This window comes from Planktothrix tepida PCC 9214, from assembly GCF_900009145.1.
GTDB lineage: Bacteria > Cyanobacteriota > Cyanobacteriia > Cyanobacteriales > Microcoleaceae > Planktothrix > Planktothrix tepida.
Map to the genome: position 1 here is coordinate 293,914 of NZ_LN889801.1, position 19,611 is coordinate 313,524.

Consider the following 19,611-nt stretch of genomic DNA (forward strand, 5'->3'; position numbering starts at 1 on the left):
ATTTTCATGATTTCAACCTGTGTAGAGACGTTGAATCCAGCGTCTCTACAGCTGTTTTGGGGAAGGGAACAGGGAACAGGGAATAGGGAATTACGAATTACGAATTACGAATTACGAATTACGAATAGGCAATAGGTAATTTAATTTAATTTAGGGTTTAAAACTATCATGTCAATTACTAAAAATGAGATTAAAGTTGGATCTTTAGAGTGGTTTTATCGGGAAACAAATCCGGAAAATACTGATAAAATTCCTGTGGTGTTTTTGCATGGATTAGTTTCTCAGAGTTATAGTTGGTTGGTGGTGATGGATGAATTAGAAAAACAAGGATATAAAGCGATCGCACCGGACTGGATTGGATCGGGATATTCAGGAAAACCGGATAAACGAGATTTTGCTTATACTCCTGATGCCTTTATTCAAGGGTTAGAGGAATTTTTAAAACAATTAAAAGTAGAAAAATTTTCTTTAGTTGTGCAAGGCTTTTTAGGTTCAATGGGATTACAATATGCGCTCCGTCATCCTGAACAAATTGAAAAATTAATTATTCTCAATACTCCGATTTCAACTTCTGCTAAACTTCCCTGGAAATTACAACAAATGGCGTTACCGTTTGTGGGAGATATGATGACTCAAGATCCGTTATTAGTGGATCGTACTTTGGAAGGTGGCAGTAAATATGTGATTGAGGATAAAGTTTTAGAAGTTTATAGGAGTCCCTTTTTAAAAGCATCTGCTGCGGGGCGATCGCTCTTAGCAACCTTAAAAAATTTACGGTTAAAAGATGCCCTAACTGAAATTGAATCTGGGTTTAAAAATTGGCATCATCCAACTCAAATTATTTGGGGATTAATCGATCCTTGGTTAGAGTTTACCGATGTTAAAACCTTTGCAAACGGAATTTCTGGGGCTGAAATTGTGACATTAGAAAAAGCCGGACATTATCCCCAAGAACATTGGCCTCAAGAAATCAGTGAAGCTTTAATCTTATTTTTGCGGAAAACGGTGGTTTAGAGAAGAGAACAGGGAACAGGCAACAGGGAATAGGATTTAAAAGTGTCCTAACTGTAATGCGTATTGCTATATAATTTTTTTCAGAAAAAACTAGCTTGAAATTCCCTGTTCTACCGCCTTACCTTCAATTCGGAGGTTCATCGTGGGTCGAAACAGAACGGAGGCGGCTTAATCGATTGGTTGCCCATTTAGCTAGTTCTTTAACTTCAGGATCAGGATCATCCATAGCTCGCTGTAAGATTTGATTCATTTGTGTTGCTAAATCATAAATTCGGGTTAAATCTCGAATAGCATTTTTTCTAACTTCGGCATTTTCATCTTGGAGAGACAAACTTAAGGCGCGGCTCAGGGGTTTTAACGTGCGAGTTCCAATTTCTGAGAGGGCAGCTAAAACTAAACTGCGTTGATTAGAATCAGAATAGATTAATAACTCTAATAACGGTTGAATGGCTCTCGAATCTCCTGCTTGTGCCAGTTCCCAAATTGCATTACTTCTAATATCAGGACTGGTCTGTTTTAAATCATTAATCCATCGTTCCTGGGGATCAAGCCTCAGTCCATAGGAGGGTGGGTGAAGATTGACCGTATCCGTTACAGGGATATTCGCTCCTAGGGGGTTTTCAGAGGTCGTCGGTTGATCGGATGGGGTATCGGGGGTAGAAACCTGTAATGTCGCGTCTCGATAACCATTCTGTTCTACAGGAGCCGGAGGCTGTGACCGTTGGAGAACGGTGGGAGAAACTTGCATCTGTCCCTGGGTAATGGCTTTAACCTGTACCGATGGTGGGGGAGATGGTATTTTTGGGGGTTCAGGGAGATTTTCTGGAACCGTTTGCGCCTCAATATCCACCACTGTACCTTCATCCTCATTAGGAGGACTGATCAGCCGAATTAAGATTAAAATGGCTCCGACCGTAATCACTAAAGCTCCTACCCCTAGGATTAACATCCGTGAGGGGAAGCGGAAAGATGATTTTTTAGGGGGCTGTTTTTGAGGCTTTTTGGCTGGTGGTTTTTCAGGGTTGCTTTGGGCAATTTGCCAGGATAAAGCAGAACGCTCTAAATCTGACCCAGCCGTGAGGGGTCGGGTAAAGAGATGGCTGTTTGTGTCTGTGAGATGTTGGGTTTCGTTCTCAACCTTCGCAACCGCACTCCCACTGAAGCAGAACGTTCCACCACAGTAGGCAATACAAGCGAATACAAATAAGGTCAGGCGATAAAAAGGAGCCATGAGACTCAATTGAGTTTGTGATCGACGCTTAGTGGATATCAGGTAAAACAAAGTTAACAGAGGTTGAGATAAGTTGACACTCTGAGGAAGGTCAAAACCTAGATCATCAGAATGGTGTCAGAAACAATTTTAGGGTGAATAGTAAAGATGTCCTGTTGTTGCAAGAGTTTTGCTCCTAGTTATTATCTTCCAAAAAATCACTTTTTTCCTTAGATTTTAAGGTAGAACTAGGGAGGGTTGAGGGTTGACTGTTGTTGGTGTGGGCGAGTCGCGCTGATGCACCCTACTCCTTGTCTCCTCCTTTCCTCTGTTCCCAACACCCTAAAAATAATGGGAGAATCTTTGTCCCCAGATCGTAAATTTATTACTACTGAACCCCTGTTTATGGCAGGAGAAAAAGCCGAATCTCAAGTCTGGATGGCGATTTGTCAAAGCTTTGAGCCACGAGATTGTATTGCCTATTGGCGTTATCCGATTTTCTCAAAATTGGGAACCTTTCGGAAAGAACCGGATATTTTAATCGTAGATGCAGAATTGGGATTAATTATTATTGAGGTGAAATCAATAACGATTGAGCAAATTCTGGGAATTACAGGTCATCGTTGGGAACTCCAAGAATTTTATACGACCCAGGCGAACCCCTATCAACAGGCAGAACATCAACTCTTTGCCCTACTGGACTATTGCAATTTAGAAGAGATTCTGCATCAGAAGGTTCCGGGTCGTGTCCTCGTCGCCTTACCTCGCATTCTTCACTCTCAATGGCAATACCGGGGATTTGATCGGTTGCCGAGTTCTCCTCCTATTCTATTTCAAGAGGATCTGGGGTTTAAGGGGGTCGAATCTTCGATCACAGCAAACACACCCTTTTTCTCGGAACCGTCACCTGTCAACGGTCAAGATTCCAGTTTAATTGAAAAAATTGAGAATGCACCGTTAGTCACGCGGGGAAGTGAACTTTCTGAGGAACAATGGGGACTGTTAAAGGCGGTCATTAGTGGAACACCGTTATTTCGTCCACCGACTCGTCGCTTTTTTTTCAGCCAAACGGATGATTTAGAAACCGCTTTAACCCGCAGTGCGGTCTTAGCTATTGCTAGACAACGTATTTCTGAACTGGATTTACAACAGGAACAAATTGCCAAAGTGATCCCCCCAGGGCCACAACGAATTCGGGGAATTGCGGGTTCAGGAAAAACGGTGTTACTGTGTCAAAAAGCAGCACAAATGCACCTGAAAAATCCTGAATGGGATATTGCGTTTGTATTTTTTAGTCGGAGTTTATATGATCCAATTTTACAACAAATTGATCAATGGTTAAGGCGATTTAGTTGCAATCAAATCAGGTATGATCCCCAGAATTCTAAATTAAAAGTTCTTCATGCTTGGGGGGCAAAGGATCAACCCGGTTTTTATCGCACCATTTGTCAAGCTGCGGGAGTTTGGAGCCAAAGTGTTCAACAAACAACTCGTTCAAACGCGAATGAAGCCTTAGCAGAAGCTTGTTATCATTTATTAGCATCGGCAACGATTCCCGCTATTTTTGATGCTATTTTAATTGATGAAGGTCAGGATTTTATTGTTGAGGAAGATCTAAAATTTGAGGGAAAACAGCCCTTTTATTGGATGGCGTATCAAGCCTTACGTCCTGTTCATCGGGAAGAAGACAATAATTCTGAAATTCCTCAAAAACGCTTGATTTGGGCTTATGATGAAGTTCAAAGTTTAGAAAGTTTAAAAGTGCCGACGGCGAGTGAATTATTTGGAGATGAGTGGGGACAATTAGTTACGGGAGAATATGGCAACGGAATTAAAAAAACAGAGATTATGTCTCGATGTTATCGGATTCCAGCCCCGATTTTAACGGCGGCTCATGGGATTGGTTTGGGGTTATTGCGTCCGCAAGGATTATTAACCGGAATGAAGTGGGCAGAAGATTGGGAAACGATGGGGTATAAAGTCATATTAACAAATTTGAAAGAACCAGAAAATGATCCCCACAATTCTCCTTTAAAATTGGGCGAAACGATTACCCTTTATCGTCCTGAACACAATTCACCTAATCCTGTATCAGCGTTATGGAAAAAACCTTTAATTGAATTTGAAGCTTATCGTTCTCGTTCCGAAGAATTAACCGCCTTAAGCGATCGCATTCTATATAACTTAAAAATTGATGGCTTGCGTCCCAGTCGAGAAATTTTAGTCATTGTTTTAGGAATGGGATGGGAAGCGATAGAACTTGAAACCAAGATTGCTAACTTTTTAATGCAGCAAGGAATTGATATTTTTATCCCTGGAACACCGGACTGTAATATTCTCAAACCGACTTCTAATAATGCCCATGCGAATCAATTTTGGTGTGAAGGCGGGGTAACTATTTCTCGTATTCATCGAGCGAAAGGACATGAAGCTGATATGGTTTATTTGGTGGGTTTAGATCAAATTGCGGTTGCTGAAAATAATCTTAATTTCCGTAATCAATTATTTGTGGCGATGACTCGTTCACGGGGTTGGCTGAGGTTAAGCGGTTTAGGTTCCTATCCTTTTTATGAAGAATTAGCACGAGTCATTGAAAGCGGAAATACTTTAACGTTTCGTTTACGGTTTCCCCCCCAACGGGATATTAGCATCACCGATGGCGGAGAACTGCTGCGAAGATATAAGAATGGCGATCGCAATTTTCAAGGCGCAAATCTATCCGCTCTCGATTTAACGGGGGTGAATTTAAGTCATGCTAATTTAATTGGAGCGAATCTTCAACAAACCAACCTCACCCATGCTAACTTAAATTACGCTAAATTAGTAGTGGCGAATTTAAGCCAAGCTAACATGACAGGTGCTAATCTACAGCGAGTCAAATGTGTTGGCACTAATTTACAACAGACTCGATTGAATTCTTGTGATTTGAGTCGTGCAGATCTCAGTCATGCTGATTTGAGTCAGGCGCAATTGGTTCGTGCTAATTTGAAGGATGCTAATTTGAGTGGGACAAATTTAACACAGGCTGATCTTTCCTATGCTACTCTTCAGGGTGCTGTTGTTAATGAGGCCAACGGCACAGAAGTAATCCTAACAGGGGCAATATTACCCGATGGTTGGATATTTGCAGGGGCTATCGGACGACCCTCACTGAATCAATTATCATGAAAAGAGTTGAGGATGTTGAGCGCTGAGAGTTGACCGTTGTATGTTCTGACACCCGCTACCTCCACCCGCCACCGCGTACTCAACAAACCGCTTCGTAACTTGCCTTTCTGATGTGAAGGAGTGAGGTGTTAATCACCACACGTCCTATTTCCAGATGACACCCTTTCCCGGTTTCGATAAACAAGAACCCCGCTATGATCACTTTACCTGGCTATCAGATTCTTAACCCGATCTATAATGGTTCGAGAACACTGGTTTATCGTGGGATTCGTTTGTCTGATGGTTACCCGGTTGTGATTAAACTATTACGCAGTGAATATCCAACCGTACCCTCTTTGATTGAATTTAGAAATCAATATCGCATTGCCAAAGCTCTTAATATATCCGGTATTGTTCCGATTCTGGATTTGGAACCCTATTGTAATGGGTTTGCCTTGATTATGGCTGATCAAGGCTATATTTCACTAGCCGATTATTTAGTACAGCGAGAACTAACCTTAAGTGAATTATTAAAAATTGCCATTGAAATTACTCAAATTTTAGAACAATTGTATCAACATCGGGTGATTCATAAAGATGTTAAACTGCAAAATATTTTAATTCACCCGGAAACTTTGAAAGTTCAACTGATTGATTTTAGTATTTCTATTCAACTGAATCATTCCCATCAAGAAGTTGTTAATTCTCAAGGATTAGAAGGAACTTTAGCTTATATGTCTCCCGAACAAACCGGACGAACCCATCGGGGTATTGATTATCGCACAGATTTGTATTCTTTAGGCGTAACACTTTATCAATTATTAACTCGAAAACTTCCGTTTCCATCTTCTGATCCCCTAGAATTAATTCATGCTCATTTAGCCCTGCTTCCTCAGCCTTTAAGCGAAATTAAACCGACCTTACCGATAATGCTCAATAATATTATTTTAAAATTGATGGCTAAAAATCCAGAGGAGCGTTATCAAACTCCATTAGGACTGCGCTATGATTTAGAAAATTGTTTAGAACAATGGGAAAAACTGGGGGATATTCCTCCGTTTCCTTTGGCGACGATTGACTTAAATGATCGATTTATTATTCCCAATAAATTTTATGGACGAGAGCCAGAAATTGAGCGTTTAAATTCGATTGTGAACACGGCTCAATCAGAAATTATTGTAATTACAGGTCAATCAGGAATTGGCAAGTCTTCCCTGGTTCAAGAATTCTATCAAACCGTTGCATATTGTGGAACAGGAGTTTTGCCTATAACTCATTGTGTCACCTTAGACAGTTATTTTATCACAGGCAAATTTGATCAATTTAAAACGAATACGCCTTTTTGGGGATGGGTACAAGGGATTAAACAATTAATTCAACAAGTATTAACTGAACCTTTGGAACAGGTAGAAGCTTGGAAAAAGAAACTTTTAAATGGACTCGGAGATCAAGCCCCGGTTTTAATGGCTGTTATTCCTGAACTGAAAGTTTTATTAAATCAACAGTCTTCCCTGACTGAATCAGAGGTTAATCTTGACCTGAATCAATTTAATCGTTTAATTCAAAAGCTAATTCAAACTTTTGCCAAACCTCATCATCCCTTAGTCATTTTTTTAGATGATTTACAATGGGCAGATGTTGAATCCTTACGATTAATTCAGGTTTTGATGAGTCCTGAACAAAATATTTATTCTACACCTCCAACCTTAGTGCTAATTTTAGCGTATCGGGATGACGAGATCGGGGAAACACATCCTTTAATTAAAATCTTAGAAACCTTAGAAAATTCAGGAATTCCCTTACATCGAATTCCTTTAAATGCTTTAGAAGATTCTGCGATTAATCAACTAATAGCAGAAACATTAGTTTGTTCCTTAGACCGGGCTAAACCTTTGGCAGAATTAGTCAGTCAAAAAACTCAAGGAAATCCTTTTTTTGTTCGTCAATTTCTACAAACCTTATATACAGAAGAACTAATTTGGTTTAATCCGCCTCAATCTTCCTTAAAAAATCGAAATTTATTCGGAGGTTGGCAATGTAATTTAACTCAAATTAAAACCCGTTCGATTAACTCTAATATTTTAGATTTAATTCTTCATCAATTACAACAATTACCTCCAGACACCCAAGAAATTTTAAAAATTGCGGCTTGTTTAGGAAATCAATTTAATGCCGTAGATTTAGCTACCGTAACTGAAAAAACTTATTTAGAAACATTAAAAGCTTTAGAAATTGCTTTACAGGCTCAATTTATTGTTATTGCTAGAGATATTTATCCCTTTTATTCCTTAGAAACTGAAGTATTTTCCCCTCCACACTTTGATCCAAATGAAACCTTACCGTTGTTACAGCCCGGTATTGATAAATACCAATTTATTCATGACCGAGTTCAACAAGCTGCTTATCTTTTAATTCCAACTCATCAACGACAAGCGACTCATTTAAAAATCGGAAATTCGCTTTTAAATCAAATCAAAAAACAATATTTTAATCAATCCATTAAGATTATTTTACATATAATTTCAACCGAAGTTTTATTAAATATCATTAATCAACTCAATTTAGGAGTAGGCTTAATTCAGGATCAAAAAGAACGAGATCAATTAGCCTTATTTAATTTAATAGCCGGACAAAAAGCGAAAATTGCCACCGCCTATCCGACAGCTATTGGACATTTAGCGATTGGTCTGGGGTTATTGGTAACGGAGAGTTGGGAACGAGACTATCAATTAACATTAGAATTATACACAGAAGCAGCAGAAATTGCTTATCTCAGCCAAGATTGGGAAAATTTACACAAGTGGGGAAATATTGTTTTAGAAAATGTTAAAATATTCGGGCATAAAGTAAGAATTTATGAATTAATGATTCAAGCTTATAGGAGCCAAAATCAAGATCACAATGCGGTCAATCTTGCGTTAGCTGTTTGTCAACAATTAGGGTTCACCTGGGGTGATAATTTTAGTGAAGAAAGTTGGCAGGAATTCAAGCATAATTTTATTAAAAATTTAGGGGGAAGAACACCCTTAGCATTATTAGATTTACCCGAATTATCTAATACTAATTTAGTAAATTTATTTAGAATTTTAACCTCTGCTTTTCCTTCTGCTTATCGGGTAATTCCCAAACAATTCCCATTTTGGGTTTTAAAACTGGTTCATTTATCCTATCAACAAGGAAATACAACGTTATCAAGTTTTGTCTATGCTGTATTTGGATTTATTCTTTGTACGCAAGGGGAAATTGAGTTCGGAAATCAAATGGGAGAATTAGCTTTAGAATTATCGCAAAAACAAGCAAATTTTGCAATAATTATCAAAGTTAAACAACTGGTTTATCGGTTTATTAAACCTTGGAAAACTTCCTTAAAGCAGATTTTATCTCCTCTCAAAACTTGCTATTTACAAGCTCAAGAAGCCGGGAGAATTGATGAAGCTTATTGTCTTGCTCAAGCTTATCTTGAAATCGCTTATTTCACGGGAAACGATGTCTCTGAATTGGAGCTTGAATTGAGTCGGTGTTTAAATCAGTTACAAAATTTTAAATCTCCGTCAGAACTATTAATTTTTACAACCTATCATCAAAGCTTGCAAATTTTAAATGGAAAATTAGAGGGAGACACCTCATTAAATTTTACGGGTCATGCTGAAAACGGGACAATAGGAACGACTGAAATTGGATATTCTTCCCAGGAAATTCCTTTTGAACTTAGTTTAAATTTCATGGTTCTGAATTATAGATTAGATAGATTACAACAGGCGAAGGAATGGTCTCAGCAAGCTGAATGCTATTTAAACAAAGACACCTATTTTGTTTTACAACCGTTTTTTTATTGTTATCAATCTTTAATTGATTTAGCAATCTACCCGGAGTTATCGTCAGAAGACCAAGTTAAAATTTCAGAAAAAGTAACTCAAAACCAAGAAAAATTAAAAGCTTTTTCTCAGGGGACTCCGATGAACTTTTCCCATCTATTTTATTTGGTGGAGGCAGAATTTAACCACATTCAAGGAGATTATATTAAAGCCATTGAAGCTTATGAACAAGCGATTATGCTGGCTAAAACCTATCAGTTTATTCAGGAAGAAGCTTTAGCAGAGGAATTAGCGGCTAAATTTTATTTAGATTGGGGAAAAGAAAAAATTGCCAGGGTTTATTTAATTGATGCTTATTATAGTTATGCTCATTGGGGTGCTTTTGCCAAAGTGAAGGATTTAGAATCTCGTTATCCTCAACTTTTAAATTCTATTTTAGCACAACTTGTTATTCCCACAACAGGAACAACAATCAGTAATAATACGACAGAAACCATTATTTCTAGTAGTCATGGAGGTTCGGCTGCTCTCGATTTAGCAACGGTGACAAAAGCTTCTCAAGCTTTATCTCAAGAAATCGATTTAGAACAACTCTTGAAACGATTAATTCAAGTGGTGATTGAAAACGCAGGAGCCGAAAAATGTTGTATTCTTTTATCTAAATCGGGAAAATTAGCGATAGAAGCAATAGCCAGTTTAAATCCGATTAACGGAGGGTCTATTGAGATTGAATCCTTATTAAAATCTGTTTCTGTAGAGCAAAGTAATGCCTTACCTTTATTGATTCTGAATACCGTGATTCAAACCCAAGAGTTTATGATTTTAGCAGATGCTCGTCAAGAATCTCGGTATCGTAATGATCCTTATTTAATAGAACATCAATCCAAATCAATCCTCATGACTCCCATTCAAAATCGGGGGAAATTGATTGGAATTCTGTACCTTGAAAATAACTTAGCAACCGCAGTGTTTACTCCAGAACGATTAGAAGTCCTCAAAATTCTGTTTTCTCAAGCCGCGATTTCCATTGACAATGCTAAACTTTATTCTCAAGTTCGCAATAATGAACAACAGATGACGCAATTCTTAGAAGGAATTCCGGTTGGCGTTGCTGTTTTAGACCCTACGGGTAAACCCTATTTTACCAATCAAAAAGCTCAACAATTGCTCAAAACTAAAGTCACTCCTGGATTATTTTGTGAAGCTTTATCTAATATTTATCAAGCTTATCTCAATTGGTGTCAACAGCATCAATTTGATCAATTAACACCTTATTGTGATTTATATAATCCTACACCCGATACCACGTTTATTTTAGAAGTGAATCAGGGAGAACAAACGATATTGCTTGAAAATTGGGTGACACCGACTTATGATGAAGAGGGGGATTTAATGTATGCGATTCTAGCGTTCCAAGATATAACAAAACGTCAGCAAACAGAACTGGCTTTAAGGCAAGCTGAAGAAAAATATCGCAGTATATTTGAAAATGCCAGTGAAGGCTTATTTCAAACCACCAGGGAGGGGCATTATATCAGTGCAAATCCTGCCTTGGCGAAGATTTTAGGTTATGATTCTCCCTGGGATTTAATGTCAACGGTGAGGAATGTTGAAGAACAAATTTATGTAGATTCTCAACGCCGATTAGATTTTATACAATTAATTGATCAACAAGGGGAAGTTTCAGGATTTGAATTTAAAGCCTACCGCAAAGATGGCAGCATTATTTGGATTTCAGAAAATGCACGGGCTGTCTTTAATGATAAAAATGAATTACTTTATTATGAAGGGTTTGTCGTTGATATTACAGAACGAAAAACTGCCGAAGAAGAACGCTTACAATTTATGGCAAAACTTTCAGAATTGAATCATCATTTAGATGAAGCGTTAGATTCGGAATTTGAACTGACGGATGCAGCGGCGCGATTTGTTCCCCATGAATTTTTATCTTTTTTAGGTTATGAAAGTATTGTGGAAGTTCAGTTAGGGGCAGCAGTTCAAAAAGAAATGTCGATTTTATTTGCTGATATTCGGGATTTTACCAGTCTTTCTGAAGATATGACTCCTGAAGATAATTTTAAATTTATTAATGCGTTTTTAAGCCGTATGGAACCTGCCATCGTCGAAAATTATGGTTTTATTGATAAATATATTGGGGATGAAATTATGGCATTATTTGGCGGGTCTGCTGATGATGCAGTTCGGGCTGGGATTTCAATGATTAGCCGACTGAATGAGTATAATGAAACCCGACAACGCCCCGAACGTCCTCCGATTAAAATTGGGATTGGTATTAATACCGGAGGATTAATGTTAGGAATTGTGGGGGGTAAAAATCGACTGGATAGTACGGTTATTAGTGATTCGGTCAATGTCGCTTCTCGCATTGAGAATTTAACAAAAAATTATGGGGTGTCTTTATTAATTACCCATCCCACTTTTATGGCTTTAGAAAATGCCAACGAGTATGCAATTCGGATTATTGATCGAGTCAAAGTCAAAGGAAAATCCGATGCGGTAACGGTATATGAAGTATTTGATTCAGATTTGCCGGAAATAAAAGCTGGAAAACTTCGGACAAAAACCACCTTTGAATATGGATTAATGCAATATTATTTAGAACGTTACTCAGAGGCTGCCAGATTATTCCAAGAATGCCTACATCACCTCCCTATGGATAAAGTTGCTCAAATTTATTTAGAACGCTGTTTATCTAAAATGTTCTAAGTCTTTGATATGATTTGAACAATCCTTTGTGTGTTGAACGATTACCCAGTATGAGCGATCTGTATATTTCAGCGACGGAATACCACCACAAAATTGAAACCTTAGCCGTAAAAATTTATCAGTCTCAATGGCAATTTAATCAAATTGTCTGTTTAGCGAGGGGAGGGTTACGAGTCGGGGATATTCTTTCTCGGATTTTTGAACAACCGATGGCGATTTTAGCGACATCATCTTATCATGGGCTAGGGGGAAAAGTTCGAGGCGCGATCAAAATTGCTGAACACTTAACTATGACCACAGACACCTTGGGAAGTCACGTTTTATTAGTGGATGATTTAGTCGATTCTGGGATTAGTTTACAAGAATCTATCCGGTGGTTGAAATCCCGTTATCCTCAAATCCAAGAGATGAAAACGGCTGTTCTCTGGTATAAAAGTTGTTCAGTAATGGCTCCCGATTATTTTGTGGATTATCTGGCGGATAACCCTTGGATTCATCAACCCTTTGAATGTTATGAAAACATGAATTTAGCCGAGTTGGAACAGCCGGGTTAAACAAGATGACTAATCGCTTTTTCTCACCCCCTGTTCCCTATTTTCTTTTCCCTTCTGTTCCCTGTTCCCAGTTAAGCTGTTCCCTCTTCCTCTCGATAGATTGTAAAATCTTAATTTTATCGATGTAAAATATTTGATTTTCTTAACATCTGGGGAACACACAATTTAAAAATCCTGTGTTATCTTAAAAAGCGTAAACACTGAACGCATTAAACCGTTTAGGGAGCCAAGGAGGTGATGCCCATGATTGAAAGTAGTAAACGCATGGGTCGCCGGATTGGAAAATGCCGACTGTGCGCCGGGGCTGTCATCTAGTGAAAAGTTTGTGTTCATTTAGGACACTCGCTGACCTAGATAACCGGACTCACACTCAATGATCTTCCGGCAGTCAGGTTCTAATCCAGGAGACCCGCTAGACCGCTCTTACCCTATTGTGAAGGCAAGTGCTAACACAAAGTCTGGGTGAGAGCGGATAGTTATTTTAATCCTACATTTATTGTCATTTTTAAAGTAGCCCATGGTAGGACGACTCAGTAATAGCGAAATTCAACAGCTTTCCCAGCAAGTTCCAGCTTGGACAGTAGAGGGACATTATTTAAAATTAGTCAAACGATTTAAAAATTTTATTGAAGCGATTGAATTTGTAAACAAGTTAGTCGAACCTTCAGAAGTTGCTGGACATCACCCCGATTTAGAGATTTCTTATAATAAAGTCACCATTAGTCTAACAACTCATGACGCGGGGGGTTTAACCGAGAAAGATTTTGCTTTAGCTCAACAAATTTCAGCACTGGGTTAATCATAACATCAGTGCTGTTTTTTTTTTCTGAATAATTTTAGGATAGAGGAACAAAATTTCACCGTATTAATAGTTCGAGGGAAGTGGAGTGAAAGTGTCGAATGAAAATAATTTTTGAGAAACCTGAATTGTTCCATAACTTCGATGAGCAAGCGGAACTCATTGAGAAACTGCTCGATATTGGTACGGCTCTGTCTGGAACTCAAGAGTTAAGTACCCTGCTGAATTTAATATTAACAAAAAGCCGTGAAATTACTTGGAGTGATGCGGGGAGTGTCTATCTTATTGATCACAGTGATAACAACCCCAAATTGCTGTTTAAAGTGGCACAAAATGCGTCTTTACCGAATTTGTCTTTTAAAGAATTTGCGATTCCTTTAACTCCTCGAAGTTTAGCTGGATATGTGGCGTTAAAATCCGTTTCATTAAATATTCCCGATGCCTATAATTTACCAGAACATGAACCCTATCAACTTGATCGCAGTTTCGATGAAAATATTAGTTATCGGACTTGTTCTGTTTTAGTGGTTCCGATGAAAAACCGCAAAGGAGAAGTGATTGGGGTTCTACAACTCATTAACCGCAAAATTAACCCGGATGTGGCAATTACGGCAGAAAATGCGGTAGAAATGACCCAACCTTTTTCGATTTGGGAAGAGCGAATTTTGCGATCGCTTGCCTCCCAAGCTGCTATTTCCATTGAACGAAATCATTTACAAGAAAGTATTGAACATCTGTTTGAGGGGTTTGTTCGCACGTCTGTACAAGTGATTGAAGCTCGTGATCCCTGTACCTTTGGTCACTCAGAACGAGTGGCAGAATTAGCAGTTCGTTTAAGTCAAGAAGTTAATACGGTTAATTCGGGTTCCTTAGCACCTTTTTGTTTTAGTGAACGTCAACTCCAAGAACTTCGCTATGCTGCATTATTACATGATTTTGGGAAAGTGGGTGTTCCTGAAGCGATTTTAACCAAACCGAAAAAACTTTATTCCCTTCAATTAGATGTCATTCGCCATCGATTTGCCTTAGCACAACGCACCTTAGAATTAGAATGTACCCAAACTAAATACGAACATTTGTTGCAGCATTCCGCCCAGAAATTATCATCAGAAACTGAATGTCAGTTTTGTAAATCTCTGCCCGAATTAGATACAAAATTATCAGAATCAATTGCTAAATTAAGCCAATATTGGGCTGTTTTGTTAGAAGCAAATGAACCCAGAGTATTAGCCGAAGATCCCTTAAACCATCTGCGGGAACTGGCTCAAATGACGTATCGAGATTTAGATGGACAAATCAAACCTTTATTAACTTCAGAAGAAATTCATCAATTATTAGTAGAACGAGGCAATTTAACCCCAGAAGAACGAGAAAAGATTGAATCCCATGTTAGTTATACTTATGAATTTTTAAAGCAAATTCCCTGGACAAATGACTTAAAAAATATTCCCACCATTGCTTATCGACATCATGAAAAACTGGATGGAACCGGATATCCTTTGGGATTAAAATTCCCCGAAATTCCCATCCAAGCTCAAATTATTACTATTGCAGATATTTATGATGCCCTAACAGCCGGCGATCGCCCTTATAAAAGCGGATTACCTACTGTAACAGCTTTAAAAATCTTACAACAAGAAGCCGCCAACAATAAAATTAATGCTGATTGTTTAGAACTTTTTAAACAACGAAAAGTCTATGAAGTGTTAGGACATACAATTGATGTGGTTATGGAATTAGCTTGAATAGCAGGGAACAGGGAACAGGGAAAAAGTGATTAGTCATCTAAGCAATTATTTTTAGCAAACATTTAAGCTTGGAATATAAAATACCCACACTAACTTTGAGAAAAGTGTGGGCAGTCGATTCGTTATGGTTGATTGGGTAAGGAAGCGGGATTTACTAACCCATTGGCTGTACTGAACAAATTAATCGGACTTTTGCCATCGGTGATTAACATACTTTGAAGCCCCAACCCTTGTAATAGACGCACTTGTAGTTCTGGCCCTGCTTGGGCGATCGCTCGCAACGTGTCAGGCCCAATCGCCTCCACTTTTTGCCGAAACTCATCCGCTTGAATTTGCGCCAACCGTTGCGCTTTTTCAATTTCCAAACTCATCAACGCTTGCTGATGCGCCAGTTCAGTCTCCTGTCTAGCCCGTAACTGCGCCAATTCCGCTTCTGAACGAATGAGAGCCGCTTCGGCCTCCTGTTGCGCCAAACTCACCGTTAATGCTCCTTGAATTTGTGCGGCTTCTGCTTTCGCTCTGGCTTCTGCCGTGGCTTGTCCCGTAGACTCAATGGCAGCATTTTCCGCTTGAAACGCTAACAATTGCCGCCGTTCCCCTTCCGCAGCACTTTTATCGACAATAATTTGGCGTTCCAGCCTTGCCTTTGCCTCCTGTTCAATTCGTTCTGCATCGTGACGGGCGGCGGCTTCCTGGGCATCGGTGGTAATTTGAATGGCAATTTGTACCGATTTTTGCAAACTTTTCAAAGTTTCTTCATCAACGGGTTCAACGGTCTGAATATCAATATTTGTAATCACCAAATGATTTGCTCGAAATCGAAACTCCTCCCGTACCCGTCCTTCTTCATCAGTCCCAAATACCGCCGTGCGGATAATTCGAGCAGAATTGCGGTGAAATTCATCAAACTTCACCCCCGCAACTGCCCCTCGCACCCGTGATGCGATCGCCTTGCAAGCATCCCCGACAAAATCCGGCACTTGAAACAGTCGCACCGCCGCTTGTTCATCATGACGATTGACGTCAAAATACCAGTTATAGGACAGTTGCAACTGTAAGCGGGCATGATCCGAGGTTTCAACGATAAAAATATCCGTCATAAAATCCGGCCCTAACAACAAAGCCAAGGATTTAATCAAATTGGGTTGTTTGGGTTTACCCCCAGACAAACTCAACACCGTAAACGCTTCATCTGGGTCTAACATGACCAAATCAGGGCCAAAAACTGTTCGGGCGGAGCGATTTTTATAATCGTGAATTTGAACCGCCGAATTTTGCGGAACATGGAAAACAACGGCTCTTGTTTTGTTGCGGGGCGGGCGTGGAGTTTTCCGCGTTACCAGAAGATCCCCATCTTGAACATTGCGATCGGCAATTGGATCTCGCTGTTGCATCAGCAACCCTTCCACCACAGGGGGAAGTTCTTTTTCCCACAATTCCTCATAGGGACTCAACATATAAGCTTGTGGCCCGTTAACTAACTTTAATTCCCCCGTTTGCGTATCTCGTACATAAATCCCTTCATTCTTATCTAAGGGAATCGCTTGTCGCTTTTGAACCACTTCCACTTCCACCGGAGGAATATAATCCCTCGGCCCTGTAATCATCCACAGATCCCCCGGTTGCCGGATTGTAGCCGTTGCCCCCGTACCTTCTGTAAAGGATTCTCTGGCTCGTAACAACAAAGCTTCTTGCTCACTTAAAATATAAATATACTGAATTCCAGCTTCCAGTCGTTCCCCTGGATGTAAGAAAAAAGAGGTTCGTCCTTGACGCACTTCCCGTAACCCCAATTGGGGTCTACCCGTCTCGTCAATGGGGTTCAGTACCACACACCATTCATGATCATCCAGGGTGGTAATTTGAACTTCCCCCACCACCTCTTCATAAACATCGGGAATATGAATTTCTGCATCGGCTAAGGTGACTAACCATTCATCCCCCGCCCGTCGTTGTCGTCCCAAGACATCCTGAAACGTGCGTTTAGCTCGCAGATGCAAGGCTTTGCGTTCGGTTAACACATAGGCATTGATAATATCAATCACTTCTTCATCGACACCGGGAAGATAGGCCCCTTCCTCCCGCACCAGCCATTCTTCTCCAGCCCGACGACGATGACCTTGGCGATCCACACAAGCTTGGCGGGCGAGTAACCGTAAAGCTTGGTTGGGTTTAATCACTTTAGCTTTGACCGTTTCCACCACTTCCACGTCCACACGCGGAATATAAGTGGCTGGCCCTTCAAACAACCATTCATCACCAGCCCGACGGTCTAGGGTTTGTTCTTCGGTGTCTAGGGTTTGAATTTCGCTAAAGTCTCGCAGTGCCCGTAACCGTAAGGCTTGATTGGTTTCAACGACGTGCAGGCGGGTAACATCCCCGATTAATTCTTCTCCGGGGTACAGGGGAAAGGGATCTTGAGCAAAGCGAATTTCTTGATCGCCATAGCGCAGGCGAATTTGACCATGTTGATCCGCTAAGGGTTGACCGTCTTCATCTCGCAAAACCGGATTAGTAATGATGCAATAATAGCGAGGAGGGACAACGATCATGGACTCTGGACGTAAGGCAAGGCGATCATGATCCCGAAGCGTAATGGTTTGGGGGCCAACTTCCAAACGAGTGACCCCGGTATTGGTATCGAGAATATGGATATATTGTTGGGGTTTGAGGCGAATAACTCCACTAGCGGTTTCAGGACTATCCATCCGGTTGTCCGCCTTGCGTTCTCCAGTCAACATGGTTGTGGCCTAAATACTGTAAATCCACTATCTTCTGATACGAATTAGAGTTGTGTGATAGGGATCACGGTCGTGTTGGGGTTTGGGTCAATGGGTTTGAGAAGAATAATTTTTTAATCAATATAATAGGCTAATGTTCTTTTCTGTTTGAAAATCTATTGGCTGATGTTAAAATCAAATGGGTTTAATTATGTTAATCCTCATAAGCCACTAAACATAAAGACCTGAGTTGCTTAATAAAATGTGTTTTTTTGTGTTGAGATGTAAATTAATGTTTCAGTCTAGCAAGAAGCTTTTGGCCATTCTTATCTCAAGCTTATTTATCATCGTTCATTCAGGATTTATAGGAACAGCCGGAGCTTTGGCTAATAGACTCACAGTAACAAATGCTAACTCACCGACTGTGATTTTAGTTAGCGATTTTGCCATGCTTAATGATGTTGGTCAATTAATTGAAAAGACGAAAGTAGGATCTCTCAATAAGATTAAAGGCTCACAGGCTTTTCTTGATGAACAAGTTCAGCACTTGATGGAAAAGGAAGCTGAAATGGCAGATCATTTAAGTGCTGAAGCAAAAGCTTTGTTAAGTCGGGCCAATATTTCACAGATTATTAGTAATATTGGTACTTCAATTGAAGAAAATTTAACTCTTAGTAAAAAAAGTATGCAAGATCTCAGTGATTTTGTTGCTAGCAGTCAGTTTATCGAAGCCAGTAAAAATGTGTTGGAACAGCAAAATATTGCTAAAGATCGAGTTTTAGAAGAAACGAATCAATTACTCAAAGCGAAGGCAGAATTAGGTTTACAAATCCTCAAAAATACTCAAACAACAATGGGGGATACATTAATTTCATCAAAGCAAATCTTAGAGGATGCAAGTAAAGTAACTGGTGATAAATTGCAGTATAGTCAAATGCTTGTTCAAGACTTTGGCAACAACATTAAGACAATGAATTTTTCAGATATTTCAGCCAAAACTCAATCATTGGTAGATAATATCAATATCCCAGTCAATCAACTTATTTTAGACTCTATATCTTTTGCAGGTGAACAATTGCTTGGAGGTAACAAACAACTCCAAAAAGATATGAAAATTTTTATGGAATCAACTCCAGAAACAATGTGTCAAGCGTATCTGGATATGTCTCAAGGGGTTGATAGCTTACCTTGGAAGACTATTCAAAAAGGTGGAAGTGCAACATTTACACTATTTCGCTCTATAACAGCTGCTTCAGCGGCTGGTGCAGGAGCGTTATCAGGTTATGCCGGAATCGCTTCTACTGTTTCTCAGTTGGGTTTAGGTGGCTTAACTCAGTTAGTTGCAGGTTGGTTGGGTAGTAGTGCGACTGGAGCCGCTGCTACAGCAGTTGTGACTTCAGCCGTGGGAGGCCCTCTTGTTATGGGAACCTTATTGGTTGGAGGAACAGGTGCATTTGCTTATGGAAGCTACCGATTTGGTCAATTAATTGCAGGACAGTTAGACGATTGGGCTAAAACTAACTGCAAGTAAGTTGATAACATAGCGACTCATTTTTGTATCCTAATGGGTTGGCTTAAACTGTTCTAAAATCCCATTGATAAAAGTTTCACCATCAAGGGGAGGATTTTCTTCAGAGGTGGATACAGCCGCATCGATTTTAGCTGCCACATCTTTAACCCATTCTGCCTCAGCCCTTTGCCATTCATCCAGTAGGCGCAACGCAGTTGAGATGACTTGTTCAGGGGTTTGATATTTCCCAGATTCCAGTTGAGTTTGAATAAATTGTTCTTGGTCAGAGGTGAGATTAATGCTCATTTTTGTGTTGCAACAAGGTTCATCCCTATAATAGCTAACCTGATTTCTAATAATTCCAAGC

General features: G+C 39.7%; 10 protein-coding genes. 7 read left to right on the plus strand and 3 right to left on the minus strand.

The features are described 5' to 3' along the window. Positions 1 to 168 precede the first annotated feature (168 nt). The gene (locus PL9214_RS14125) at positions 169 to 1,014 is read left to right on the plus strand and encodes an alpha/beta fold hydrolase (protein ID WP_072719430.1); all 846 of its coding nucleotides are present in this window, start codon (positions 169 to 171) and stop codon (positions 1,012 to 1,014) included. Positions 1,015 to 1,138: 124 nt separating this feature from the next. Here PL9214_RS14125 and PL9214_RS14130 read toward each other — a convergent pair whose 3' ends face one another. Then, positions 1,139 to 2,245 carry a HEAT repeat domain-containing protein gene (locus PL9214_RS14130; protein WP_072719431.1) on the minus strand — a complete coding sequence of 369 codons (1,107 nt, stop codon included), beginning with the start codon at positions 2,243 to 2,245 and terminating at the stop codon, positions 1,139 to 1,141. Between the two features lie 330 nt (positions 2,246 to 2,575). Here PL9214_RS14130 and PL9214_RS14135 point away from each other — a divergent pair, with 330 nt between their 5' ends. The 5 genes from PL9214_RS14135 (at position 2,576) to PL9214_RS14155 (ending at position 15,011) form a co-directional block, all read left to right on the plus strand. Next, positions 2,576 to 5,392 (plus strand): pentapeptide repeat-containing protein, encoded by a 2,817-nt coding sequence (locus PL9214_RS14135; RefSeq protein ID WP_072719478.1) that lies wholly within the window; start codon positions 2,576 to 2,578, stop codon positions 5,390 to 5,392. A 194-nt stretch (positions 5,393 to 5,586) separates the two neighbouring features. After that, positions 5,587 to 11,913 (plus strand): AAA family ATPase, encoded by a 6,327-nt coding sequence (locus tag PL9214_RS14140; protein WP_072719432.1) that lies wholly within the window; start codon positions 5,587 to 5,589, stop codon positions 11,911 to 11,913. Between the two features lie 50 nt (positions 11,914 to 11,963). Then, positions 11,964 to 12,467 (plus strand): phosphoribosyltransferase, encoded by a 504-nt coding sequence (locus tag PL9214_RS14145; RefSeq protein WP_072719433.1) that lies wholly within the window; start codon positions 11,964 to 11,966, stop codon positions 12,465 to 12,467. Between the two features lie 517 nt (positions 12,468 to 12,984). Further along, the gene (locus PL9214_RS14150) at positions 12,985 to 13,266 is read left to right on the plus strand and encodes a 4a-hydroxytetrahydrobiopterin dehydratase (protein ID WP_072719434.1); all 282 of its coding nucleotides are present in this window, start codon (positions 12,985 to 12,987) and stop codon (positions 13,264 to 13,266) included. A gap of 101 nt (positions 13,267 to 13,367) precedes the next feature. Beyond that, positions 13,368 to 15,011 carry an HD family phosphohydrolase gene (locus tag PL9214_RS14155; protein ID WP_072719435.1) on the plus strand — a complete coding sequence of 548 codons (1,644 nt, stop codon included), beginning with the start codon at positions 13,368 to 13,370 and terminating at the stop codon, positions 15,009 to 15,011. 125 nt (positions 15,012 to 15,136) lie between these two features. Here PL9214_RS14155 and PL9214_RS14160 read toward each other — a convergent pair whose 3' ends face one another. Next, positions 15,137 to 17,755, minus strand: coding sequence for a colicin uptake protein (locus PL9214_RS14160; protein ID WP_072719436.1), 2,619 nt, complete (start codon positions 17,753 to 17,755; stop codon positions 15,137 to 15,139). Between the two features lie 271 nt (positions 17,756 to 18,026). On the opposite strand from PL9214_RS14160, the gene PL9214_RS14165 reads away from it, so the two are divergent. Further along, positions 18,027 to 19,265, plus strand: a complete 1,239-nt coding sequence (locus PL9214_RS14165) for a hypothetical protein (protein WP_072719437.1) — start codon at positions 18,027 to 18,029, stop codon at positions 19,263 to 19,265. 30 nt (positions 19,266 to 19,295) lie between these two features. Here PL9214_RS14165 and PL9214_RS14170 read toward each other — a convergent pair whose 3' ends face one another. Continuing rightward, positions 19,296 to 19,550, minus strand: coding sequence for a ribbon-helix-helix domain-containing protein (locus PL9214_RS14170; protein WP_072719438.1), 255 nt, complete (start codon positions 19,548 to 19,550; stop codon positions 19,296 to 19,298). Between the last annotated feature and the right edge of the window lie 61 nt (positions 19,551 to 19,611).

Excerpts from the sequence above, each read along its gene's own strand:
- PL9214_RS14125 (WP_072719430.1), top strand. The coding sequence starts at position 169 with ATGTCAATTACTAAAAATGAGATTAAAGTTGGATCTTTAGAGTGGTTT.
- PL9214_RS14130 (WP_072719431.1), bottom strand. The coding sequence starts at position 2,245 with ATGGCTCCTTTTTATCGCCTGACCTTATTTGTATTCGCTTGTATTGCC.
- PL9214_RS14135 (WP_072719478.1), top strand. The coding sequence starts at position 2,576 with ATGGGAGAATCTTTGTCCCCAGATCGTAAATTTATTACTACTGAACCC.
- PL9214_RS14140 (WP_072719432.1), top strand. The coding sequence starts at position 5,587 with ATGATCACTTTACCTGGCTATCAGATTCTTAACCCGATCTATAATGGT.
- PL9214_RS14145 (WP_072719433.1), top strand. The coding sequence starts at position 11,964 with ATGAGCGATCTGTATATTTCAGCGACGGAATACCACCACAAAATTGAA.
- PL9214_RS14150 (WP_072719434.1), top strand. The coding sequence starts at position 12,985 with ATGGTAGGACGACTCAGTAATAGCGAAATTCAACAGCTTTCCCAGCAA.
- PL9214_RS14155 (WP_072719435.1), top strand. The coding sequence starts at position 13,368 with ATGAAAATAATTTTTGAGAAACCTGAATTGTTCCATAACTTCGATGAG.
- PL9214_RS14160 (WP_072719436.1), bottom strand. The coding sequence starts at position 17,755 with ATGTTGACTGGAGAACGCAAGGCGGACAACCGGATGGATAGTCCTGAA.
- PL9214_RS14165 (WP_072719437.1), top strand. The coding sequence starts at position 18,027 with ATGTTTCAGTCTAGCAAGAAGCTTTTGGCCATTCTTATCTCAAGCTTA.
- PL9214_RS14170 (WP_072719438.1), bottom strand. The coding sequence starts at position 19,550 with ATGAGCATTAATCTCACCTCTGACCAAGAACAATTTATTCAAACTCAA.